Raw genomic sequence first — 24,804 nt, forward strand, 5'->3', positions numbered from 1 at the left:
TATCTACTTATATGATTTTATAATTTATCTTTAACTGTTAATGACCTCCTGTTCTCCAATGGAAGCTTCCAACTGTTGCTTTTCAAACATATCTTTATAAATACCATTTTTCTGAATCAGTTCGGTGTGTGTTCCAAGCTCTTTCATTTCCCCGTTTTCAAGTACCATGATCAGATCGGCATGCTGTACCGTGGAAATTCGGTGTGCGATCAGGATTGTTGTTTTTCCTTTACGATCGTCCCTGAGATTATGTAGGATATGTTCTTCTGTATCGGTGTCGACAGCGGAAAGGGAGTCATCAAGGATCAGGATCGGTGCATTTTTTATCAGGGCGCGGGCGATGGAGCTGCGCTGTTTCTGACCGCCGGAAAGCGTAACGCCACGTTCGCCGACGATCGTATCATAGTTGTCCGGAAAATTTGCAATATTATCGTGAATGCAGGCTGATTTTGCTGCGGCGATAATACGGCTCATATCCTGTGATTTTGTACCGAATGCAATATTTGCTTTCAGAGTATCGGAAAAAAGAAAATTATCCTGTGGTACATAAGCAATATTTTCACGCAGAGTTTTCAGCGGAATTGTGTTGATATCATGGTCATCCAGATAAATCATGCCTGGCTCGGTGTTGTAAAGCCGGAGCAGGAGATTGACCAGAGTGGACTTTCCGTTGCCGGTGCGCCCGATGATGGCAAGGGTTGTCCCGAATGGGATGTCCAGATTGATATCATGCAGTACCGGAGAAGTATTTCCAAGGTGCGTAAAGGTCAGGTGATCAAAACGGATATCCCCGTGCAGGGTATCTAAAGTTGTGACAGAAGCAGTATCTTTTACATTTGTCTGTGCTTCCAGGATTTCCTGTACACGGCGGATGGATGCAGTTCCCTGGGAAAACATGACGGCAGCTTCCGAACAGGCGAGCATCGGCCATACCAGCATATTGACATACTGATTGAAAGCTACGAAGCGTCCGAGTGTAATCTGTCCGATCAGGGCGAGGTATCCCCCATAAAGGAGTGAGGCAAGACTGGAAAATCCGATGATCACATCCAGAAGCGGGATCAGGATGGCTTCCAGCTTTGCGATGCGCATACTTTTATCCATGGTATCCTGGTTCTTTTTGGAAAAAGAAAGGATTTCTGCCTGCTTGCGAACAAAGGCCTTGATCACACGGATCCCGGAGAAGCTTTCCTGTATAAAGTCGGCAAGATTGGAAACACTGTCCTGACGTTCGGTGTAGAGGTCATCCAGTACCTTTCCATAATGCATATAGCCGAGGCAGATGATGACCATCGGGATCAGTGCCAGAAGGGTCAGTTTTATATTGACATAATACATCATCTGGCAGACGACCAGGAGCGTCATGACTACGGAATCAAAGATGCAGATGACAGCAGGGCCAAGTGCCATGCGGACCGCATTTAAGTCACTGGTAAACCGGGTCATCAGATCACCTGTTTTGTGGCTGTTGTAGTATTCCACATCCATAGTTTCCAGATGGGAAAACATTTCATTACGCAGTTCACGCTCGATAATACGTGCGGTTCCAAAAAGAAAATAACGCCACAAAAAACGGCCGACTGCAAGCAGAAGACCAATCAGAAAGATCCCAAGAAGACAGGTACGAATGGAACTCCAGGTAATGCTGCGCGTGGTAAGACCATCGGTAATGATACCGGTAAGTTTTGGAATAAATACACTTGCCGCATCTACAGCAAAAAGAGTAAGGATTCCGGCAATATAGCGATATTTGTATCGCCTGACATATTGCATGATAAAGGGCAGTGGTTTCATATCAATGCCTCCTGAAAATGATAATTTTTTTCTATATAAACTATTATAGAGGATAGAATCTGGGGTGTCAAAGATTCCGTCAAATAAACGGGAAATACTTTGTGAAACAGGGGAAATTTCGTGAAAACGACAATTGCAATTTAAGATACATTTTTCTATAATGACGAAAGGTAAAATGTTAATAAGATAAACAGAGGGAATATATGAAAACATTACAGAAAGATTTGACGACCGGGAATCCGGGAAAAATTATTTTTAATTTCACACTGCCGATCTTCATTGGAAATGTATTTCAGCAGTTCTACAGTATGGCAGATACGATTATCGTAGGAAAGTTCGTGGGAACCAAAGCACTTGCGGCTGTTGGAAGTACGGGAACGATCATGTTTCTGATCAATGGATTTATACTGGGAATGACGGCAGGATTTACCGTACTTACGGCACAGAAATTTGGCGCGGGTGATATGAAAGCAATGCGCAAGACTGTAGGAAATGCCGCGATTCTGGCGATTATTATGTCTCTTATTATGACTGTGCTCGGAATGATGGCAATGAAACCGCTTCTTGGGATTATGAAGACACCGGATGATATTTTCAAGGATGCCTATGCGTATATTATGGTAATCTGTGGTGGAATTGCGGCGCAGATGCTATATAACTTTTTATCCAGTGTCTTGCGGGCACTTGGTAACAGCAAGGTTCCGCTATATTTCCTGATTCTTGCGGCGTTGCTCAACATTGTGCTGGATATGGTATTTATCATTGCGTTTCACATGGGCGCAGCCGGTGCGGCATGGGCGACCGTGATTTCACAGGGGATTTCGGGAATCCTGTGTCTGGTATATATTGTGAAGGCGGTTCCGATCCTGCATTTACATAAGGAGGACTGGCGTCCGAGCGGACATCTGCTGAAGATCCAGCTTGCAGTCGGAATCCCGATGGCTCTTCAATATTCGATCACAGCGATCGGAACCATGATGGTACAGACTGCCCTGAATCTGCTTGGCTCCACACAGGTAGCAGCATTTACCGCAGCGAATAAGATCGAGCAGATCGTGACGCAGGCATATGTTGCGATGGGAACCACGATGGCAACCTATTGCGCACAGAATATTGGAGCAGGTAAGATCAAAAGGATCCGTCATGGATTTAAGTCAATTACGATCATGGGAAGTATCTATTCAGTCGTAGTTGCGGCGATCATTATGACAGTTGGGAAATATATGACGTATCTGTTCCTGTCTGGGGATCTGACAGAAATTATGCATTCCGTGGATATTTACCTGAAATGCGTCGGTACTTTCTTTATTCCGCTTACCGTTGTAAATGTTTATCGGAATGGAATCCAGGGAATGGGATATGGACTGCTCCCGATGATGGCTGGTGTGGCTGAGTTGGTTGGCAGGGGTGTTGTTGCCATGATCGCGGCAGGGCAGAAGAGTTACTTTGGAGTATGCATGGCAAGTCCGGCGGCATGGATCCTGGCAAGTGCGTTGCTGATCGTGATGTATTATTATGTGATCCATCAGAATGAGAAGCGGTTTGCGAAGTATGCGGATGAGGAATAGAAAAGTTTTCTTTATAAAGCAAACGGAATGAATAACAGCTCCGGCGAATATACTTTTTAGTAAAGTGGTTCGCCAGGAGCTGTTTTTATGCGCCTTTTTTTATACATATCTGACTTTATAGTCCCTTTTATGATTTTGTCCATTCTTATATATGGAATTTTTGCAGGAGTGAATGTATATGATACTTTTATTCAGGGAGCAAAGCGTGGATTTTGGACGGTCGTGCGGCTGATGCCGACGTTGATCGGATTGATGGCAGCAGTGGGGATTTTGCGTGCATCGGGTTTTCTGGAATTTATATCGGAAATAATTGGAAATGTGACGGAGCAGATTGGATTTCCGGGGGCATTGGTTCCGCTTACGATTGTGAAAATGTTTTCGTCCTCTGCCGCAACGGGATTATTGCTTGATATCTATAAGGAATTTGGAACGGATTCGAGAAACGGAATGATCGCTTCAATTTCGATGGCGTGTACGGAAACGATTTTCTATACGATGTCTGTGTATTTTATGTCAGCAAAGGTGAAAAAAACCAGGTATACTCTTGCCGGAGCACTTATTGCAACATTTGCAGGGCTTGCAGCGAGTGTGTGGCTGGCGGCACTTGTATAAATAAAAGTTGTATATAAAAATTATCGAATGTTGTATTCAGATTTTTTTGAAAAATGTATATATCGCACAATAAAAATGACTACAATTAACAAAAAATGTGCAAAATCTTGACAAAGAATGGAGAGAAACATAGAATATAGTCTATAGATGGTTCGAATCCAATTTTTATACGAAAAGGAGCAAAACATGAACGCAGCAGAAATTATTAAAAAAGATTTGGATGCAATTTATATTGGGAATCTGAGCACAGTAGATGACAATCTTACACTCCCGGAGAATGGAAAATACGGTGCTCAATTTACCTGGGAGACAGGGGAAGAAAGATTTATTGACAATACAGGAAAGGTACATCGTCCGCTGCATGGCATGGGAAACCGTAAAGTTACACTGACGGTTACCGCAACATATGAAGGACGTAGTGAGTCAAGAGAATATGTGGCGACCATATTGCAGGAAGCAAAAGAAAATATCGTAAAAGAAGTACGTAAAGTCGTTCTTAATGCACTGGTCGGTGAAGAAGCACATCTTCCGTCTGTTGTGATCGTATATACAGAAGATGGACGCCGCATGACAATGCCGGTGAAATGGAATACATATGAGCCGGCAAAAGAAGAGACAGTGGTTGCAGTTGCAGGTGTGATCGATGGAACAGAAAAGGAAGCATCTGCAGAGATCCATTATAAAAAGGAAATAGTACCAGTAAAGGGACCGGAGAAAAAAGTGGGTTATTTTCCACTTGGACAGGTTCGGTTGAAAGAAGGAACTCTTTATTATAAATACCAGAAGCTGATGGAAGAATATCTTCTTGGAATTGACGATGACCAGATGCTTTATAATTTCCGCAAAGCGACCGGACTGGATACAAAAGGGGCACCTCCGATGACCGGTTGGGATGAGGAAAGCTGTAAACTGAAAGGGCACACGACAGGACATTATCTGTCAGGTATTGCACTTGCATTTGCAGCAACCGGCAATCCAAAATTTTTAGATAAAGTCAATTACATGGTAGCAGAGCTGAAAAAGTGCCAGGATGCATTTGCGGCAACCGGCAAATATCACAGAGGATTTTTAAGTGCATACTCAGAGGAACAGTTCGATCTTCTGGAAGTATATACCAAGTATCCGGAAATCTGGGCTCCGTATTATACTTTGGATAAGATTATGTCTGGATTATATGATTGTCATGTACTTGCCGGAAATGAGACGGCAAAAGAGATCTTGGACTTGATGGGAGACTGGGTATATGACAGACTTTCCCGTCTGCCAAAAGAAACACTGGATAAAATGTGGGCAATGTATATTGCAGGTGAGTTTGGTGGTATGCTTGGAACAATGGTAAAAGTCTATGAGCTGACCGGAAAAGAAAATCATCTGAAGGCTGCAAAACTTTTTGAAAATGAAAAGTTATTCTATCCGATGGAAGAAGAATGCGATACATTGGAGGATATGCATGCAAACCAGCATATTCCGCAGATTATCGGTGCAATGGATCTGTATCGGGCAACTGGTGATGAGATTTATTGGAAAATCGGAAAGGATTTCTGGAATATCGTGACTGGCGGACATACATATTGTATCGGTGGGGTTGGTGAGACTGAGATGTTCCATCGTGCAAATACAACGTGTTCTTATCTTACGGATAAGGCTGCTGAAAGCTGTGCAAGTTATAATATGCTGCGCCTGACCAGTCAGTTATTTGAATATACGCGAAGCGGCAATCTGATGGATTATTATGATAATACGCTGAGAAATCATATCCTGACATCAAGTAGTCATAAATGTGATGGTGGAACGACTTATTTTCTTCCACTTGGTCCGGGTGGCAGAAAAGAATTCTTCCTTTCAGAGAATTCCTGCTGTCATGGAACCGGTATGGAGAGCAGATTCCGCTATATGGAAAATATTTATGCGCAGGATGAAGATGCGCTTTACATTAACCTTCTTGTAGATTCCGTGCTGACGGACGAAAATGGAAAAACGATGATCGAACTTCAGAGTGTGGATGAAGAAGGTGTAATGGAAATACGTTGCCAAAAGGATCAGAAAAAAGTTCTTAAAATCCATATTCCGGCATGGGGACAGAAGGATTTTAACGTGTCTGTAAATGGAAAAGTTCTTGCAGATACAGCACTTCATGATGGTTATATGGTGATTGATGCAGATCCGAAAGCCGGAGATGTGATCCGACTGGAACTTCCGATGGAATTCCGTGTGTTGGATAACAAGTCTGATGCGGCATTTGTCAATCTTGCATATGGGCCATATATTCTTGCGGCACTTTCAGAGGAAAAAGAATTCCTTACAGCACCGGCAGTAGAAGAAATTCATATGGTTGATGGAAAATTACAGTTTGAAGCGAATGGAATGAAGATGATCCCTCTTCCAAAAGTAGATATGGAAGCTTATCATGTATATTTTCATAAAGAATAAAAATAAGAAATAAAAAGCAGGAGTGTGCAGTTAAAAAATGTACACTCCTGCTTTTTAGTCATATCAGTTATATCATACTTTTGCGAAGATAAGAGATTTAAATAAAATCTTCTTGACGGATTCTGCAAAACAGTGGATAATATTGCACAGTAATCACATGTGACAAGACAGTAGATTATACACTAAAAGAATGACAGGAGCAGGAGAAAGTTATGAAAGAGTTTCTAAGAAAGAAAAATATTATCTTTTCAGCGAAGCGATACGGAATCGATGCGCTTGGTGCAATGGCGCAGGGACTGTTTGCATCGCTTCTGATCGGTACGATCATCAGCACACTCGGAGAACAGCTTGGTATAGGAATCCTTGTAACAGTAGGCGGTTATGCGAAAGGAGCAACCGGAGCTGCGATGGCAGTTTCAATCGGAGTAGCACTTCAGTGTCCGCCACTTGTATTGTTTTCACTGGCAGCAGTCGGAATGGCAGCAAATGAACTTGGGGGTGCCGGAGGACCTCTTGCGGTTTTGGTCGTTACGATTTTTGCAGCAGAATTTGGAAAACTGGTTTCAAAAGAAACAAAAATAGATATTATTGTGACACCATTTGTGACGATCTGTGTGGGGGTTCTGCTTTCATTGGGATGTGCACCGGCGATCGGAGCAGCGGCAAGTACCGTAGGAACTGCGATCATGTGGGCGACTGAATTACAGCCATTTTTCATGGGAATTATCGTATCTGTGATTGTTGGTATTGCGCTGACACTTCCAATCAGCAGTGCAGCGATCTGTGCGGCACTTTCACTTACCGGGCTTGCAGGAGGTGCTGCTGTAGCCGGCTGCTGTGCACAGATGGTTGGTTTTGCGGTTATGAGTTTTAAGGAAAATAAATGGGGTGGTCTTTTTGCACAGGGAATAGGAACCTCGATGCTCCAGATGGGAAACATTGTGAGAAACCCGAGAATCTGGCTTCCGCCGACACTGGCATCCGCAATTACCGGTCCGGTCGCAACCTGTATCTTCCATTTGAAGATGAACGGTGCGGCAGTGGCATCCGGAATGGGAACCTGCGGACTGGTCGGACAGATTGGTGTGTACACTGGCTGGGTAAATGATATTGCAGAAGGAACCAAAGCTGCGATCACCGGAATGGACTGGGCAGGTCTGGTGCTGATCTGTTTTATTCTTCCGGCAGTGCTTTCCTGGGCGATTGCGATTCCGATGAGAAAATGTGGCTGGATCAAGGAAAATGATCTGAAACTGGATCTGTAGATTCAAGTGTAAATTATATAAAATGTGTTTGATGGGCTATCCTGTGGGAATGTTTCGGATTCTCACAGGATAGTTTTATTTTGTGTGAAATAGGATCAATCTAATAAATTTTTTTCCACCTCATCATATACGATCTCAAATGGCGCCGGCCCCACATCCAGTACCGCCCTGTGAAATTCTTTCTGGGAGAATTGATTTCCCAGGGCATCTGCCATTTCTTTTTTCAATTCATAAAATTTCAGGTATCCAATATAGTATTTCAGATAATTGGCAGGACTTCCAATGATCAGTTTATAGACACTCTGTACTGCATTTGGATCATTGATCCCGTAATCGCTGAAGAAGCGGACTGTATCAGTTACAGACCAGCCGTCATAATGAATTCCCATGTCTGCAAGCGCATAAAGTCCAAGAATGACAGAACTATTTTTCTGGAGAAGGGATGCTTCAGTCTTAGGGAGAGGTGCAAGGTAGTAGGACATCATTTCCGCATAGGTGGCCCAGCCCTCAACGTATCCGCCAAAATCAAGAATGCTCCGAATAGGATCCGGCTCAGAAGCAGAAAAATAGACGGTCTGGTACAGATGTCCGGGATAGCCTTCGTGAGCAAGGGTTGTGTAGAGATTCAGCCCTGAGGCGGTCTGCCCGTTGTTAATATAGATGACATTTTCCGTTAGATTGTCAATGGCAGGGATCATATAGAAAGCTGGACTTAGATAATCCTGCATGGATTCCGGAACATATTTGACTTGGAAATCAACATCAGGAATTTCCGGGAATGTATCTGTGATTTTGGACCTGAGATCGTCCAGCATGGAATCAGGAGATGTCTGCTCCAAAACAGATGCCTGGGTAAGTGCTGCGTCAGCAGGGAAGAGAATCTTCTGCATGGCACTTAGATCTTCCAGTATCTGTGCCCTGGTCATCAGTCGCAGACGAGAAATGGACTCATTGCAGCCGGTAGTCTGACGCACCAGATATTCATAGTATTTTTTTCCATAAGGGAAATGGCTAAGTCCCTGTTCATTCATTCCTTTTCCTTTCAGCGATTTGATAGCGGTGATCAGATTTTGATAAGCTGGATAAATCTCTTCTGTTACAAGTTTCATATTTTCTTTCTGAAAAGAATCTTTTTTGTTTTCAGGTAAAAGATCCAGTGACGCGATCCGCTCATTAAATGTACTGACCAGATAATTCTCTTTACCCATATCGATAAAAGACTGGCAGGTGTCCAGAACAGAATCAGCCTGGTAATCCGGCATAAAAAGACCGGAAGCAGCTTTTTTCTGCTCAAACCGGATGACAGAATCAAAATAGGAAGGCGTTTCTTTTAAGAGAGCCAGATAGGTTTCTACATCCTGTGTGTCGTAAAAGCTGTATTCCGAGAGCAGAACAGGCAGCTGCGTATGGATACCGGATACGGGGCCGAGAGGCTCCTGATAAAGCAGATAATCTGTCCCTGTGGATGCATTTTTAAGATAGGTATCCAGGATTTTAAAGGTTAGTGCATTTTCCGAAGAAAGAGTGTCGGGATCAAATTCCTGCAGAGAAGAGAGAACATTTCTGACAGAAGCCTTTGCAGCAACGGGATCAGAAGAAAGACTGCCGTATGTAGCCGGGATGTCCGCGATGCCATAGTCAGAAGGAGAACGCAAGGTATAGTGAAGGCTGATGGTATTTGCGGATACTTCTGTCTGGAAGAGACTACGTGTGAAAGTACGGAATTGCCGGTCGGAGGATTCTGCATGCAGGGAGCTCCAAAATGCATTGCCAGACAGAAAAGAAATCAGAATGACCAGCAGACAACAGGGAAGGATCAGAAAAATTTTTTTCCGGTGTTTAAGAATTAAATGAAACATAAAACTCCAGAAGAAATGATGTTGTTTCTATGTATATGATTTTGATTCTGGAAATATGTATCTCAAACGAAACTTTACAGAAATAAAACAAGTGTCTTGTCAGATGTAAAGTGTGGTGCTATAATGTGCACTATGCTGAAAAAAGATCAGAGATGAGAAAAGAGTCAGTAAGGGAGGATCACGTTATGACAACGGTGGAAGAGATACAGAAGCTTAAAAAAGAGAAGAATGCTGTCATTCTGGCACATTATTATGTGCGGCCGAAGGTGCAGGAAATAGCAGATTATATAGGGGATTCTTTTTACCTGAGCAAGGTAGCAACGAAGCTCAAAGAAAAGACAATCGTATTTTGTGGCGTTTCTTTTATGGGGGAGAGTGCGAAGATCCTGAATCCGGAGAAAACGGTTCTGATGCCGGATATGACAGCAGACTGTCCGATGGCACATATGGCAGATGTGGAGACGATCCGGAAGATGCGGAAAGAATATAATGATCTTGCTGTTGTCTGCTATATCAATTCAACGGCAGCACTGAAAGAATACTCGGATGTCTGTGTGACATCTGCAAATGCAGTGAAGATCGTAAAAGAACTTCCGAACAAGAATATTTTCTTTATTCCGGATCGGAATCTGGCACACTTTGTAGCCGATCATGTACCGGAAAAAAATTTTGTTTACAACAATGGATTCTGTCCGACTCATGAACGGATGGAACCGGAGGATGTAGCCGAGGTGAAAAGGAGACATCCGGGGGCGCAGATCGTCGCACACGGAGAATGCCGTGCAGAACTTCTTGCGATGGCAGATTACGTGGGAAGCACATCAGGAATCATCCAGTATGTAACGGCAAGTGATTGTCAGGAATTTATTGTCTGTACAGAAGAGGGTGTGGGTTACAAGTTGAAGGAACAGAACCCGGAGAAGACATTCTATTATCCGGACAAGCTACCGGTATGTCCGAATATGAAAAAGAATACGCTGGAGAAGGTATTGCATGTTTTGCAGACTGGTGAAAATGAGGTTCACGTAGATGCAAAGCTTCGGGAAAATTCCAAAAAACCGTTAGAGAAAATGCTGGAGCTTGCTGCAAAATAAAAGAACCGGAAAATCAGAAATAAGAAACAACAGGTGACCGGCTAAGAGAACCGGAGTTGGAGGGATAAAGTTGGAGATTAAGACAGATGTAGTGATCGTAGGAACCGGAGTTGGTGGTGCATTTTCTGCACTGAATCTTCCGGAGGATAAACAGATTGTTATGATTACCAAGTCAGATCTGGAAAGCAGTGATTCATTTCTTGCACAGGGCGGAATCTGTGTACTTCGTGATGATGAAGATTATGAGGGGTATTTTGAAGATACAATGCGCGCAGGTCATTACGAGAACAGGAAAGAATCCGTGGATATTATGATCCGCAGCTCGCAGGAAATTATTCATGATCTGATTGAATATGGTGTGGATTTCGCTAAAAAAGACGGAAATCTTGCATTTACAAGAGAAGGTGCACATTCCAGACCGCGAATCCTTTTCCATGAAGACATTACAGGAAAAGAGATCACAAGTAAATTACTTACGCAAGTAAAGAAACGAAAAAATGTACAAATACACGAATATACAACTATGACAGACATAATTGTTAAAAATGGAAAATGTGCAGGTATTTTAGCGAAGACGGCAGACGGCGAAGAGATGAAGATCTATGCACAGGATACGATTTTTGCAAGCGGTGGAATCGGAGGAAGATATCAGCATTCTACGAACTTCCCACATCTGACCGGGGATGCGCTTGATATTTCTAGGAAGCATGGAATCCGTCTGGAGCATCTGGATTATGTCCAGATCCACCCGACAACTTTGTATTCTTCAAAACCGGGGCGAAGATTTCTGATTTCAGAATCTGTCCGTGGAGAAGGCGCAGTTCTTTATAATAAAGACGGAGAACGTTTTGTAAATGAGCTTCTTCCGAGAGATGTGGTGACAAAAGCAATCCGTGAGCAGATGGAAAAAGATGGAACGGATCATGTATGGCTTTCCATGGAAAATATTGATAAGAATACGATCCTGGAGCATTTCCCAAATATCTGTGAGCGGTGCCGGGAAGAAGGCTATGACGTGACAAAAGAGTGGATTCCGGTTGTTCCGGCACAACACTATTTCATGGGAGGCATCTGGGTAGACAGTGACAGCAGAACTTCGATGGAGCATCTGTATGCGGTTGGAGAGACCAGCTGCAATGGCGTCCATGGGGCAAACCGTCTGGCAAGTAATTCTCTGCTTGAGAGTCTGGTGTTTGCAAAACGTGCGGCACATAAGATATCAGGAGTGGAAAATGCAGTGAAGCCGGCAGTGTTCTGTAAAGAGGCAGTCTAGCAGTTTTTACTGAACTGGAAAATCTGAAGAAGATTTCAGCAAAATTGCGCACTCGCGAAAATGTGTAATTTGCCATAGTTGAAAACAGTTAGTGAGAGAATACGTTGTTATAGAGTGAGGAAAAGAAATGAATAAGATTACAATGACATTAAATGTAGACCATCTGATCAAAGAAGCATTGCAGGAAGATATTTCCAGTGAGGATGTAACCACCAATGCGGTGATGAAAGAAGCAGTGACCGGTGAGGTGCAGCTGATCTGCAAACAGGACGGAGTCGTTGCCGGACTGGATGTATTTCGCAGAGTATTTGAGATCCTGGATGAAAATGTGAAGATTGATTTTTATTGCAAAGACGGCGATGAAGTGAAGAAAGGTGAGCTGATGGGTGTTGTTACTGGAGATATCCGTGCGCTGCTTTCCGGCGAAAGAGTCGCACTGAATTATCTGCAGAGAATGAGTGGTATCGCAACCTATACCCATTCGGTTGCAAAACTTCTGGAAGGAACAAAAACGAAGCTTCTGGATACCCGGAAGACCACACCGAATATGCGTATCTTTGAAAAATATGCGGTTCGTGTCGGTGGCGGATATAACCACAGATATAATCTTTCCGACGGAGTTCTTTTAAAAGACAATCATATCGGAGCGGCAGGAAGCGTGACAAAAGCGGTACAGATGGCAAAGGAATACGCACCGTTTGTACGCAAGATCGAAGTGGAGGTAGAGAATCTGGATATGGTGCGAGAGGCTGCCGATGCCGGAGCAGATATCATTATGCTGGATAATATGACACCGGAGGATATGAAGGAGGCAATCAGGATCATTGCCGGACGTGCCGAGACAGAGTGTTCCGGAAATGTGACAAAAGAAAATATTGACCGTCTGACCTCTCTTGGAGTAGACTATATATCAAGTGGGGCGCTTACCCATTCTGCTCCTGTTCTTGATATTTCACTGAAGAATCTGCATGCGGTTTAAGATGGTCTTAGCCTGAAAATGCAGAAGCGCTTCCGCAAAAGGGAAGACGCCGGATGACAGAAAGGTAAGGAATCAGATACAGGGCAGAATTGCAGAAAAAGGAGAGTTATATCGGGATGACAGGTTCCAGACGAAGAGAAGAGATTGTCAGCAAAATAAAGAGCAGTGAGGTTCCGGTACCGGGGAAAGAACTGGCGAAGGTATATGATGTAAGTCGTCAGGTCATTGTACAGGACATTGCGCTGATCCGTGCAGCCGGATATGATATCATTTCGACCAACCGGGGATATATTCTGAATGCGCCGCATTCGGTAACGAGAGTGTTCAAAGTCAGTCATACGGATGAACAGATGGAGGATGAGCTTTGTTCGATCGTAGATCTGGGTGGCAAGGTGGTAAATGTAATGATCAATCACCGGATTTATGGACATATGGAAGCACCTCTTGATGTGGCATCGCGGAGAAATGTAAAAGAATTCATGGAAGGGATCCACAGTGGAAAGTCCAGTCCGCTTAAGAATATCACCTCCAACTATCACTATCACACAGTTGAAGCGGATTCGGAAGAGACACTGGATCTGATCGAGCAGGTATTGAAGGAAAAAGGCTATCTGGTGTCAAATACGCCTTGACAAGTTTCTGATATCTGTGATACGATTTTTTTGATATGAGAAAAGCGATGATGAAGAGAGTAGGTCTTTTGAATGTTTACAGAGAAGTCCCGCAGAGGCTGAGAGGGATGACTGGAGAAGGATTGAAGATGGCTTCTGAGCAGCGTAGGTGAACATAAGGAAGCAACGAATCAGTTTCCTGTGCAAGCGTGCGATGGGTTCCGCCCGTTACAGCGGCGAGTGCAGATATGGACTGCCAAAAGCAGCAGACTGTACCCGGTGAGATTCTTCCTGTGAGGGAAGGATGAAGAGAAGTGGTAACACGGTAATAATCCCGTCTTCTATATTTTATAGAAGGCGGTTTTTTTATATATTAGAAAATGCTCTTTTCTAATATATAAAAAACGCTCCGCGAGGATGCGCACTGCGGCGCACAAGGAAGATGTCGCAAGCGACCGCGCAGGCACCAGAATGTGCCAAGGCACATTCTTTTACTTAATAATTAAAAGAAAAAGGAGATAAAGAACCATGGCAGACAAACCAAAATATTATATTACAACTGCAATTGCCTATACATCAGGCAAGCCACATATCGGTAACACATACGAGATCGTGCTGGCAGATGCAATTGCACGTTATAAGAGAAGTCAGGGATATGATGTATTTTTCCAGACAGGAACTGATGAGCATGGACAGAAGATCGAATTAAAAGCAGAAGAAGCAGGCGTTACACCAAAGGAATTTGTAGATAACGTATCCGGGGAGATTAAGAGAATCTGGGATCTGATGAACACTTCTTATGACAAATTTATCCGTACAACGGATGATTATCATGAGAAAGAAGTACAGAAGATATTCAAGAAACTGTATGACCAGGGAGATATTTACAAAGGACACTACGAAGGAATGTACTGTACTCCATGCGAATCCTTCTTCACAGAATCCCAGCTTGTAGATGGAAAATGTCCGGACTGCGGACGCCCGGTTCAGCCGGCAAAAGAAGAAGCATACTTCTTCAAAATGAGCAAATATGCAGATAAACTGATCGAGCATATCAATACACATCCGGAATTTATCCAGCCGGTAGCACGTAAGAATGAGATGATGAACAACTTCCTTCTTCCGGGCCTTCAGGATCTGTGTGTATCCAGAACTTCCTTCAAATGGGGAATCCCGGTAGACTTTGATCCGAAGCATGTTGTTTATGTATGGCTTGATGCTCTTACCAACTATATCACCGGTATCGGATATCACTGTGACGGTGAAAGTGAAGAACTGTTCAACAAGAACTGGCCGGCAGACCTTCATCTGATCGGAAAGGATATCATCCGTTTCCATACAATTTACTGGCCGATCTTCCTGATGGCACTTGGACTTCCGCTTCCAAAACAGGTATTCGGACATCCGTGGCTGCTTCAGGGCGATGGAAAAATGAGTAAATCCAAAGGAAATGTTCTTTACGCAGATGAGCTGGTAGATTTCTTCGGAGTCGATGCAGTACGTTACTTCGTGCTGCATGAAATGACGTTTGAAAACGATGGTGTAATTTCGTGGGAATTAATGGTAGAGAGACTGAACTCAGATCTTGCCAATACACTTGGAAACCTTGTAAACCGTACTATTTCTATGACAAATAAATACTTTGGTGGAACTGTGACAAATAAAGGTGTTACAGAAGAAGTAGATGCAGATCTGAAAGCTGTAACAGAAAATACACCGAAGCTCGTAGAAGCAAAAATGGAAGAACTGCGTGTAGCAGATGCGATCACAGAGATCTTCAATCTGTTTAAACGCTGCAACAAATATATTGATGAGACAATGCCTTGGGCACTTGCTAAGGATGAAAGTAAGAAGGACCGTCTGGAGACAGTACTCTGGAATCTGATCCAGAGTATTTCCGAAGGTGCAAAACTTCTGGAATCCTTCATGCCGGAAACATCAGAAAAGATTCTTGCACAGCTTGGTGGCGGAAATGTAACTGACAAACCGGAAATCCTGTTCCAGAGACTCGATCTGGAAGAAGTTATGAAAAAAGTAGCAGAACTTCATCCACCAGTTAAAGAAGAGAAAGAAGAGGAAGAAGAAGGAATCGACATCGAAGCAAAACCGGAGATCACTTTCGAGGACTTTGAAAAAATGCAGTTCCAGGTAGGTGAGATCATTTCCTGCGAGGCAGTGAAGAAATCTAAAAAACTGCTCTGCTCACAGGTTAAGATCGGAAGCCAGGTAAAACAGATCGTATCCGGAATCAAAGCACACTACACACCGGAAGAGATGGTAGGCAAGAAGGTTATGGTTCTTGTGAACCTGAAACCGGCTAAGCTTGCCGGCGTTCTTTCCGAAGGTATGCTGCTTTGCGCAGAAGATGCAGATGGAAATCTTGCGCTGATGACACCGGAGAAGAAGATGCCGGCAGGAGCAGAGATCTGTTAATTAAAACGGAGCGGACAAGTCGTGAGGCAGATTGGGAATATCTGCCTGATTAAAAAAATAAGAGATCAATATATCACAGAGATTGCTGTGATGTAACAGAAAAAGAGGAAACGACCACAGATAATGTAGTTGTTTCCTCTTTTGGGATTACTGTGTGTTATCGGAAGTGTCGTGAGTCGTTTTATCAGAAGTCTTTACGGAATCTGTAATACTTTCTTCACTGCTCAGTTTTGATTCCAGTCCGGCATTCTTTTCCTTGAGTGTAGCAAGCTGATTATTTAACTCCAGAGTCTGCGAATAGAGTTTCTTATTTGACTGGTGTAGCGTATGTATTCTACACATAGAAAAAATTAAAAGAATCGTTAAAACGATCAGTGCTACATCTTTCCACATTACTTTATTTTTCATAAAAATCCCTCCAGCTATATCCTTTTTTTCTGTGTAATTATTATACATCAAACTGAAAAATTTACCATTGTCAAAGTGCTATATTTTATAGAACAAACAGAGCAAAAATTAGGCAAAAAGAAAAGAACTGAAAAATACAGTTCTCTTCTCATTTACACCAAAAGTGTGATAGAATTTTCTACTCTACACGGGAAAATTCTAAGTTTACAGAATATCAATATATTCCCCGGCGAGTGCTTTATTCATACTTCTGACCGCGCAGAATTTTCCGCACATACTGCAGGTATCGCTGTGGTCATCTTCCGGTTTGCGGCTGTCACGGATGGCTTTTGCTGTTTCCGGATCCAGGGCGCATGCATACTGCGCTTCCCAGTCGAGAACGCGGCGGGCATCCGCCATCTTGTCATCAATATCACGCGCATGCGGGATTCCTTTTGCAATGTCAGCTGCATGGGCAGCAATCTTGGAAGCAATGATTCCCTGCTTGGTGTCATCTACGTTTGGAAGTGCAAGGTGTTCAGCCGGTGTGACATAGCACAGGAATGCGGCTCCGCTCATAGCTGCAACTGCTCCACCAATTGCGGCTGTGATATGATCATATCCGGGAGCGATATCTGTTACCAGAGGTCCAAGTACATAGAACGGTGCACCCATGCAGATGCTCTGCTGTACTTTCATGTTCGCAGCAACCTGATCCAGCGGCACATGTCCAGGACCTTCTACCATAACCTGTACATTGTGATCCCATGCACGCTTGGTCAGTTCTCCGAGGCGGACGAGTTCTTCAATCTGGCACACATCAGTAGCGTCAGCAAGACATCCCGGACGACAGGCATCACCAAGGGAAATGGTAACATCATATTCTTCGCAGATGTCGAGGATTTCATCGTAATGCTCATAGAATGGGTTCTCTTCTCCGGTCATGCACATCCATGCAAAGACAAGACTTCCGCCACGGCTTACGATGTTCATTTTACGTTTATGCTTTTTGATCTGTTCGATGGTTTTTCTTGTGATTCCACAGTGAAGAGTGACAAAGTCAACGCCATCTTCTGCGTGAAGACGGACAACATCAATAAAATCCTGTGCAGTAAGAGTTGCCAGATCTCTCTGATAATGAATGACACTGTCATAGACCGGTACAGTTCCGATCATAGCCGGGCACTCGTGTGTCAGCTTCTGACGGAATGGCTGGGTATTACCGTGGCTGGAAAGATCCATAATTGCTTCTGCACCGAGATTAACGGCACTCATAACTTTCTGCATTTCAATATCATAATCTTTGCAGTCGCGGGAAACGCCTAAGTTGACATTGATCTTGGTACGGAGCATACTTCCGACACCTTCCGGGTCAAGGCAGGTATGGTTCTTGTTGGCACAGATGGCAACCTTGCCTTCTGCGACAAGCTGCATCAGCTTTTCAACAGGCATATGTTCCTTTTTTGCTACGGTTTCGATTTCCGGAGTCAGAATTCCTTTTCTGGCAGCGTCCATCTGGGTTGTGTAATTTCTCATGTTGTTTTGCCTCCAATTCTTTTTGTGTGAATCTCACAAAGTAACGGCAGAATTTAAGTAAAAGTCTGCCTGGCGTCAGCAAAACACGGACAGCGTACACGAAAAAAACCAGACACAGCCTGATGGGTACACTTCCAGTTCGGAATGATAGAATTGCTAACGCCTTTGTCGGAAAATTTCCGGCAATGAACAGGATTTTATTTGAAAATCTCTGCCTTTTATTACGCGATACAAGGTGGTGTCCCCGGTGTAACGCGGTTTCATTTACAGCAGAGTGCTGTAAGAATGAATGATGATTATGCTTCTTTGATCTGTGACATAACGCCGCCTTTTTCCAGAACTGTGATCAGGATGAAAGCAAGGATGCTTCCTGCGACAGTGGAAATAAGGAATGGAACGACATAAACGAAAAGTCCTGCCGGCGCAATTCCCATCAGATACAAAGCAACCGGATAAGCGGCAAGTGCGCCAAGGAATCCGGTTCCGATCGCTTCGGCAAGGCAGGTAAGACTTAAGATGTGGCATTTTTTGTAGACAAGACCACAGCATAAAGCACCGACCATGCTTCCAGGGAAAGCCATAAGGCTTCCGAGGCCGAGCAGATTGCGGAGTAAACTTGCACAGAATGCAATGCCGACGCCCCATGCAGGACCAAGTGTTACGGCGGCAAGAATGTTGACCATATGCTGTACCGGAGCGCATTTGCTTCCGGCAACCGGTACACTGATAAAGCTTCCGACGATTGCAAGCGCGGTGAGAACACCGGCAAGTGCGAGTTTCTTTGTTGTATTATTTTGTTTCATAGTAGAGTTCTCCTTTCAAAATGAACTTCCTGTCTCATTGTATACACAAAAAAGGAACTCCACACCTGAGTGGAGTTCCTGCTGTCCGTAATCACTGAACACATCATCTTCGTGTTCCTGATATGTCATGTGAAAAATAAAAGATGCGGAGGCATCTCTATCAAATACATGGTATACATTCCCTCCGTTGGCATTATCCAAATCAGGTTACAGGTCGGGATAAATAAATCCCCTCTCAGCCGGCAATCTCCAGCTCCCTGGTACATATGAACTTGTACAAATAGAATTATAGCGCGGTATGCCGGATTTGACAAGAGGAAATGAAAAAGTATCTCAGAAAAGACATTGTGCAGAATCAGAGTACATTTTTGTACAATAAAAGACGGACAGAAAATTCTGCCCGTCCGGAATTTCATTACCGTCTTATGTAGAATACAGCAGAGATTAGCTGAGCTCTACCTTTAAAGCATCTTCCGGTTTGAATTCATTGTAAAGGTCATAGATGTTGTGACCAGTAGACTCGCTGAGGACACGACCTTCCAGAGAGTAGCAGCGGATGAAACGCTTTTTGTCGATTGCTGACCAATGCTCTACATCCCAGCTCATGTATCCGTCTTCATCAGACTTTTTTTCTTTCAGGTATACATCAACCTGGCGTCCGTCTACCATAATGTCTACAAGTTTCTTTGTGTCGGCTTCCAGCTCGACATTGTTTACAGTGTCAAATACTTTCATTTTAAAATCCTCCTATAATATCTGATCAGAATCTTCAGAAATATATTCCCCATACATTTGCAGATGTGATCTATTTGCACTATCTATAGTATACATAGAAGAAACCGGATAAGCAAGTAAAAAAAGTGACTATTCAGCGGCTAAGAATGTGTGGTATACTTAGAACATCTTAGAGCAGTCAGTAAAAAGAAAGCGAGACGAAGGAAATGATATTTGATACACATGCACATTATGATGATGAACAGTTTGACGGGGACCGGGATGAGCTTTTAAAATCTATGCCGGATCTTGGAGTCGGAACAATCGTGGATGTAAGTGCGACTTATGAATCCTGTGAGAAGGTTTTGGCACTTGCCGGAAAGTATCCACATGTTTATGCTGCAATCGGTGTGCATCCGGATGAGGTTGGAGAACTTAACGAAGATAAGATCCAGCACATGAAAGAACTCTGCTGTAACAAAAAAGTGGTTGCAGTCGGAGAGATCGGTCTGGATTATTATTGGGATAATGAACCGCATGAGGTACAGCAGAAGTGGTTTATCCGCCAGCTGGAGCTCGCGGGAGAAGTAAAGAAACCAGTAATTATCCACAGCAGGGAAGCTGCCGCAGATACCATGTATATCATGAAAAATTATGCACAGGGGCTTGACGGAGTTATTCACTGCTATTCCTATTCACGTGAAATGGCTGAAGAATATGTGAAGATGGGATTCTATATTGGAATCGGTGGAGTCGTCACATTTAAGAATGCAAAGAAATTAAAAGATGTCGCAGCTGCGATCCCGATCGAGAAGATCGTGCTGGAGACAGACTGCCCGTATATGGCACCGGAGCCGTACCGTGGCAAACGGAATCAGTCTTCTTATATCCGGTATGTGGCTGAGAAAATTGCAGAGTTAAAAGAGATGAGTCCGGAAGAAGTGATCGCTGTGACAGAGAAAAATGCGAGAGATCTGTACGGCATCTAAGACGCAGGCAATGAATAATCAGGAGAATAACAGATGAAAACACCTACACTTGGAAATCCGCAGAATACCATTGAGATTCTGCAAAAATATAATTTTAATTTTCAGAAAAAATTTGGACAGAACTTTCTGATCGATGAGCATGTGCTGGATAAGATCATTCGTGCAGCCGAGATCACAAAGGATGATTACGTGTTGGAGATCGGCCCTGGAATCGGGACGATGACACAGTACCTTGCCTGTGCGGCAAGAGAAGTAACTGCAGTTGAGATAGACCGTGCGCTGATTCCAATTCTTGAAGACACGCTGAAAGAATATGACAACGTATCGATCATCAATGAAGATATCCTGAAGGTGGATATTGCAGCACTTGCAAAGGAGAAGAACGGAGGACGGCCGATCAAGGTGGTTGCGAATCTTCCATATTATATAACGACACCGATCATCATGGGCTTATTTGAAAGCCATGTGCCGCTTGAGAGTATTACGGTTATGGTACAGAAAGAAGTGGCTGACCGTATGCAGGTAGGACCGGGAACAAAGGATTATGGTGCACTTTCACTTGCTGTACAGTATTATGCAGAGCCGTATATTGTTGCAAATGTACCCCCGAACTGTTTCATGCCGCGTCCGGCAGTCGGCTCAGCAGTAATCCGCCTGACAAGACATCAGAAGCCTCCGGTAGAGGTTATGGATGAAAAGCTGATGTTCCGCCTTATACGGGCATCCTTTAATCAGAGGAGGAAGACTTTGGCAAATGGTCTTAAGAATTCAGGAGAGCTGAATCTTTCGAAGGAAGTCATTACTGCTGCGATAGAGAAACTCGGAAAAGGAAGCAGTGTCCGGGGAGAAGCACTGGATCTGGAAGAATTTGCCAGACTGACTAATATTATAAAGGAGGAAATGGAGCATGAGGTATGAAATTAAGGGTGATACCCTTCCGGTAGTGATCTGCCATCTGGAAGCTGGCGAGCGGATGATCACAGAGCGGGGATCCATGGCATGGATGTCTCCGAATATGAAGATGGAGACTTCGACAAATGGAGGATTTGGAAAAGCATTTGGAAGAATGTTCTCTGGAGAAGCGATGTTCCAGAATATCTATACCGCACAGGGCGGGAATGGACTGATCGCATTTGCATCCAGCTTTCCGGGTTCGATCAAGGCATTTGAAATCGGACCGGGGCAAGAATATATTTTTCAGAAAAAAGCATTCCTTGCTGGCGAACCTGGAGTAAATATATCTGTTCATTTTCACAAGAAAGTGGCTTCAGGACTATTTGGCGGAGAAGGATTTATCTTGCAGAAGGTATCCGGAAATGGAATTGTATTTGCAGAATTCGATGGACATGTGGTAGAATACGAATTACAACCGGGGCAGCAGATCGTGATTGATTCCGGTTATTTGGCAGCGATGAGTGTAACATGCCAGATGGATATCCAGACTGTGCCGGGACTTAAGAATATTGTTTTTGGCGGAGAAGGATTATTTAATACGGTTATTACAGGACCGGGACATGTATGGCTTCAGACAATGCCGATCAGCAGTGTGGCAGATTCATTGAGACCATATTTTCCAACAAGTAGTAAGTAGTTTACAAATAAGAAGAAGGGACGGGGGACGATGCTAAAAGTGCGTGTTTCCGTCCTTCATTCATACTTTCTGCAGTATTTGCAGAGTCTTTAACAGAAAGGAGTAGGTGTATGACAAATTCAGTGAACAGTGCGAAAGATCTGGATAGCATTCTGTTTGATATTTCGCCGAAAATCAAGGAACTTGCCGGATTATGTGAAGCGAATACCGGGATCGACAAAGAACTTTTTGTAAAGCATGATGTAAAAAGAGGTCTCCGTGATGTAAACGGAAAAGGAGTCCTTGCGGGACTTACCAACATTTCCGATGTATGTGCCAAAAAGATTGTAAATGGCGAAGAAGTTCCGTGTGCCGGTAATTTGTATTATCGAGGCTATAACATCAAGGATCTGGTTCGTGGATTCCTGGATGCGGATCATTTTGGATATGAAGAAATTGCATATCTGCTTCTTTTTGGTGAACTTCCGACGGTTGTACAGCTGGATGGGTTTCATGAGACACTGACGGAGAGAAGGACACTTCCGCCGAATTTTGTGCGCGATGTTATTATGAAGGCACCGAGCCATGATATGATGAACAATATTTCAAGGGCGATTCTGAATCTGTATTCTTACGATGAAAAAGCTGATGATACTTCAATCCCGAATGTTCTCAGACAGTGTCTGAACCTGATCAGTGAATTTCCGATGCTGATGGTCTACGGATATCATGCATACAATTATCGTCAGGGTCAGGATATGTACATCTATGCACCGGATCCGCAGAAGTCCACCGCGGAAAATATTCTGATGATGCTTCGTGAAGACCGACAGTATACGGAGCTGGAAGCAAGGATTCTGGATATGGCACTTGTGCTGCATATGGATCACGGTGGTGGAAATAACTCTACATTTACTACCCACGTTGTCACTTCGTCCGGAACAGACACCTATTCTACAATTTCTGCTGCAATGGCATCGTTAAAAGGTCCGAAGCACGGCGGTGCGAACATCAAAGTGACGCAGATGTTTGCTGATATGAAAGAAGAGGTCAAAGACTGGGAAGATGACGATGAGGTAAGAGCCTATCTGGAAGGTCTGCTTGCAAGGGAGAGGTTTGATAAAAAAGGTCTGATCTATGGAATGGGTCATGCGATTTATTCAGTATCTGATCCACGTGCTGAGATTTTCAAGAAATTTGTGGCTCAGCTTGCACATGAAAAAGGATACGATAAAGAATACGCACTTTATGAGAAAGTGGAACATATGGCACCGGAAATCATTGCCGAAAAAAGAAAGATGTATAAAGGGGTAAATGCAAATGTCGATTTTTACAGCGGACTGGTTTACCATATGCTTGGAATTCCGGAGCAGCTTTATACGCCGATCTTTGCCGCAGCGCGAATCGTTGGATGGAGTGCACATCGTCTGGAAGAGCTGATCAATGTGGATAAGATTATTCGTCCGGCATATATGCCACTGGCAGAGTATCGAGAATATAAAAATTTAAATGATCGATAGTGTTGACAAACTGCTATGTAGTATGTAAAATAAAGAAACAACTGATATGCTCAAATGACATATCAGACATTTCAAAGAGATATTTCTCAAATTGTACGATATTGTGTAAACTAGACATCAGGAAAAAAAGACTTGCGGAGGGTGGTTGACCTATTATGGTACAGAAGAATATACGTTTTATGACTACAGGACAATTGATGACTTTTTGTAATGTTTGCCAGAAGATGAATGCAGATATTACGGTAAAGGATGTGACAGGACGTTTCGAGATCGATGCCAAATCGATCGTGGGACTGATGACGATAAGAATGGGAGAGAAGATGCATCTTCTGATCGAAGGCGAAGAGGAACATCTGGCCGACAGTTATTTTGAAAAATTTGACTGTACACCGGTTACGATTCCGTTCAGTTAAAGGCGGCACTGGATATGCCGGAGATATACGGAACAAGGAGCAGGAAGATGGAAGTTACCTATGATTATTACCGTATTTTTTATTATGCGGCAAAGTATAAAAGTTTTTCACAGGCGGCGACAATCCTGATGAGTAATCAGCCGAATGTAACGAGGGCAATCCACAATCTGGAAAGTCAGCTTGGATGCAGATTATTTATCCGGTCTAACCGGGGAGCAGAGCTTACACCGGAGGGAGAACGGCTTTATTCACATGTTGCAATTGCATACGATCATCTGCATGCAGCAGAGCTAGAGCTTGAAAATGAAAAGAAGCTGGAACAGGGAACCGTAACGATCGGGGTAAGTGAGATTGCATTGCATTTGCTTCTGCTTCCGGTGCTGGGAGAGTTTAGAAGAAAGTATCCTAAAATCAGACTTCGCATTTCGAGTTATACAGCACCACAGGCGATACAGACGGTTCGGAACGGACTTTCAGATTTTGCGGTAGCATCTACACCGGCAGAGGTGAAAAAACCTTTAAAGGCAACTCCGCTTCTTTCATTTAAAGAAATTCTGGTTGCGAATGCGGCGTACAAAGATATGTTTAAAGAACCGGTAAGTTTGAAAAAGCTGGTGGAGTATCCATTTATCTGCCTTGGGAAAAACACGTCAACTTATGATTTTTATACCAGATTTTTTCTGGAGCATGGAATTGCAATGACGGCAGATACCGAAGCAGCAACCATCGATCAGATTTTGCCGATGGTAAGACAGAATCTGGGAATCGGGTTTATTCCGGAACCGCTTGCACAGGAAGTGATTGAGCAGGGCATTGTCATTCAGGTTCCACTATTGGAAGAACCACCGGTAAGAGAAATCTGTTTTGTGGAAGATAAGAGCAGCCCTCACAGCATGGCGGCAAACGTATTGAAAGAGATGCTGTTTCGGGCTGGAGAGAAAGAGTAAACTTTAT

21 protein-coding genes and 1 riboswitch are annotated in these 24,804 nt (G+C 43.6%); of the genes, 15 read left to right on the forward strand and 6 right to left on the reverse strand.

Annotation, left to right across the window (positions count from 1 at the left end; all coding sequences use genetic code 11):
- Positions 1-30 precede the first annotated feature (30 nt).
- Positions 31-1,794 (reverse strand): ABC transporter ATP-binding protein, encoded by a 1,764-nt coding sequence (locus PG418_RS08145; protein ID WP_498837273.1) that lies wholly within the window; start codon positions 1,792-1,794, stop codon positions 31-33.
- Positions 1,795-1,997: 203 nt separating this feature from the next.
- Here PG418_RS08145 and PG418_RS08150 point away from each other — a divergent pair, with 203 nt between their 5' ends.
- The 4 genes from PG418_RS08150 (at position 1,998) to PG418_RS08165 (ending at position 7,669) form a co-directional block, all read left to right on the forward strand.
- Positions 1,998-3,362, forward strand: a complete 1,365-nt coding sequence (locus tag PG418_RS08150) for an MATE family efflux transporter (RefSeq protein ID WP_498837274.1) — start codon at positions 1,998-2,000, stop codon at positions 3,360-3,362.
- Positions 3,363-3,449: 87 nt separating this feature from the next.
- Positions 3,450-3,974, forward strand: coding sequence for a spore maturation protein (locus PG418_RS08155; RefSeq protein ID WP_008374123.1), 525 nt, complete (start codon positions 3,450-3,452; stop codon positions 3,972-3,974).
- 186 nt (positions 3,975-4,160) lie between these two features.
- Positions 4,161-6,404: a beta-L-arabinofuranosidase domain-containing protein gene (locus PG418_RS08160; protein ID WP_498837275.1), complete on the forward strand. Its 2,244-nt coding sequence runs from the start codon at positions 4,161-4,163 to the stop codon at positions 6,402-6,404.
- A 212-nt stretch (positions 6,405-6,616) separates the two neighbouring features.
- Positions 6,617-7,669: a PTS sugar transporter subunit IIC gene (locus PG418_RS08165; RefSeq protein WP_195255441.1), complete on the forward strand. Its 1,053-nt coding sequence runs from the start codon at positions 6,617-6,619 to the stop codon at positions 7,667-7,669.
- A 95-nt stretch (positions 7,670-7,764) separates the two neighbouring features.
- On the opposite strand, the gene PG418_RS08170 is transcribed toward PG418_RS08165, so the two are convergent.
- Positions 7,765-9,528: a DUF885 domain-containing protein gene (locus PG418_RS08170; RefSeq protein WP_055248149.1), complete on the reverse strand. Its 1,764-nt coding sequence runs from the start codon at positions 9,526-9,528 to the stop codon at positions 7,765-7,767.
- 185 nt (positions 9,529-9,713) lie between these two features.
- Here PG418_RS08170 and nadA point away from each other — a divergent pair, with 185 nt between their 5' ends.
- The 5 genes from nadA to metG all read left to right on the forward strand — a co-directional run bounded on the left by nadA (position 9,714) and on the right by metG (position 15,918).
- Positions 9,714-10,622 (forward strand): quinolinate synthase NadA, encoded by a 909-nt coding sequence (nadA, locus tag PG418_RS08175; protein ID WP_498837276.1) that lies wholly within the window; start codon positions 9,714-9,716, stop codon positions 10,620-10,622.
- Between the two features lie 70 nt (positions 10,623-10,692).
- Positions 10,693-11,895 carry an L-aspartate oxidase gene (locus PG418_RS08180; protein WP_498837277.1) on the forward strand — a complete coding sequence of 401 codons (1,203 nt, stop codon included), beginning with the start codon at positions 10,693-10,695 and terminating at the stop codon, positions 11,893-11,895.
- A gap of 127 nt (positions 11,896-12,022) precedes the next feature.
- Positions 12,023-12,874, forward strand: coding sequence for a carboxylating nicotinate-nucleotide diphosphorylase (nadC, locus tag PG418_RS08185; RefSeq protein WP_498837278.1), 852 nt, complete (start codon positions 12,023-12,025; stop codon positions 12,872-12,874).
- 116 nt (positions 12,875-12,990) lie between these two features.
- Complete coding sequence (locus tag PG418_RS08190) at positions 12,991-13,506, forward strand: transcription repressor NadR (protein WP_118218414.1); 516 nt, start codon at positions 12,991-12,993, stop codon at positions 13,504-13,506.
- A 507-nt stretch (positions 13,507-14,013) separates the two neighbouring features.
- The gene (gene metG, locus PG418_RS08195) at positions 14,014-15,918 is read left to right on the forward strand and encodes a methionine--tRNA ligase (RefSeq protein WP_498837279.1); all 1,905 of its coding nucleotides are present in this window, start codon (positions 14,014-14,016) and stop codon (positions 15,916-15,918) included.
- A gap of 147 nt (positions 15,919-16,065) precedes the next feature.
- Here the strand turns inward: metG and PG418_RS08200 are convergent, their stop codons facing one another.
- The 4 genes from PG418_RS08200 to PG418_RS08215 form a co-directional block, all read right to left on the reverse strand.
- The gene (locus PG418_RS08200) at positions 16,066-16,326 is read right to left on the reverse strand and encodes a hypothetical protein (RefSeq protein ID WP_498837280.1); all 261 of its coding nucleotides are present in this window, start codon (positions 16,324-16,326) and stop codon (positions 16,066-16,068) included.
- Positions 16,327-16,530: 204 nt separating this feature from the next.
- A complete protein-coding gene (gene thiC, locus PG418_RS08205) occupies positions 16,531-17,841 on the reverse strand; it encodes a phosphomethylpyrimidine synthase ThiC (protein WP_498837281.1) in 1,311 nt (436 codons plus the stop codon).
- Between the two features lie 296 nt (positions 17,842-18,137).
- Complete coding sequence (gene thiW, locus PG418_RS08210; protein WP_008374099.1) at positions 18,138-18,644, reverse strand: energy coupling factor transporter S component ThiW; 507 nt, start codon at positions 18,642-18,644, stop codon at positions 18,138-18,140.
- Positions 18,645-18,806: 162 nt separating this feature from the next.
- A riboswitch (TPP riboswitch) is annotated at positions 18,807-18,914 on the reverse strand.
- A gap of 174 nt (positions 18,915-19,088) precedes the next feature.
- On the reverse strand, positions 19,089-19,379 hold the full coding sequence (locus tag PG418_RS08215) for a hypothetical protein (protein WP_022220418.1): 291 nt from the start codon (positions 19,377-19,379) through the stop codon (positions 19,089-19,091).
- Between the two features lie 206 nt (positions 19,380-19,585).
- Between PG418_RS08215 and PG418_RS08220 the strand changes: the two genes are divergently transcribed.
- The 6 genes from PG418_RS08220 to PG418_RS08245 all read left to right on the forward strand — a co-directional run bounded on the left by PG418_RS08220 (position 19,586) and on the right by PG418_RS08245 (position 24,797).
- Positions 19,586-20,347 carry a TatD family hydrolase gene (locus tag PG418_RS08220; protein ID WP_055155738.1) on the forward strand — a complete coding sequence of 254 codons (762 nt, stop codon included), beginning with the start codon at positions 19,586-19,588 and terminating at the stop codon, positions 20,345-20,347.
- A 33-nt stretch (positions 20,348-20,380) separates the two neighbouring features.
- Positions 20,381-21,265, forward strand: coding sequence for a 16S rRNA (adenine(1518)-N(6)/adenine(1519)-N(6))-dimethyltransferase RsmA (rsmA, locus tag PG418_RS08225; protein WP_008374094.1), 885 nt, complete (start codon positions 20,381-20,383; stop codon positions 21,263-21,265).
- Entirely contained in the window at positions 21,255-21,938 is a 684-nt protein-coding gene (locus tag PG418_RS08230) for a TIGR00266 family protein (protein ID WP_055248162.1), read from the forward strand. Before rsmA ends, PG418_RS08230 begins: the two co-directional genes overlap by 11 nt.
- Before the next feature lie 110 nt (positions 21,939-22,048).
- Positions 22,049-23,437, forward strand: a complete 1,389-nt coding sequence (locus tag PG418_RS08235; RefSeq protein ID WP_008374090.1) for a citrate/2-methylcitrate synthase — start codon at positions 22,049-22,051, stop codon at positions 23,435-23,437.
- Between the two features lie 155 nt (positions 23,438-23,592).
- Positions 23,593-23,850: an HPr family phosphocarrier protein gene (locus tag PG418_RS08240; RefSeq protein ID WP_022220417.1), complete on the forward strand. Its 258-nt coding sequence runs from the start codon at positions 23,593-23,595 to the stop codon at positions 23,848-23,850.
- Between the two features lie 47 nt (positions 23,851-23,897).
- Positions 23,898-24,797 (forward strand): LysR family transcriptional regulator, encoded by a 900-nt coding sequence (locus tag PG418_RS08245; RefSeq protein ID WP_498837300.1) that lies wholly within the window; start codon positions 23,898-23,900, stop codon positions 24,795-24,797.
- Positions 24,798-24,804 lie beyond the last annotated feature (7 nt).

The sequence above is a fragment of the Bariatricus sp. TF06-38A genome, assembly GCF_027690675.1.
Taxonomy (GTDB): domain Bacteria; phylum Bacillota; class Clostridia; order Lachnospirales; family Lachnospiraceae; genus Allocoprococcus; species Allocoprococcus comes.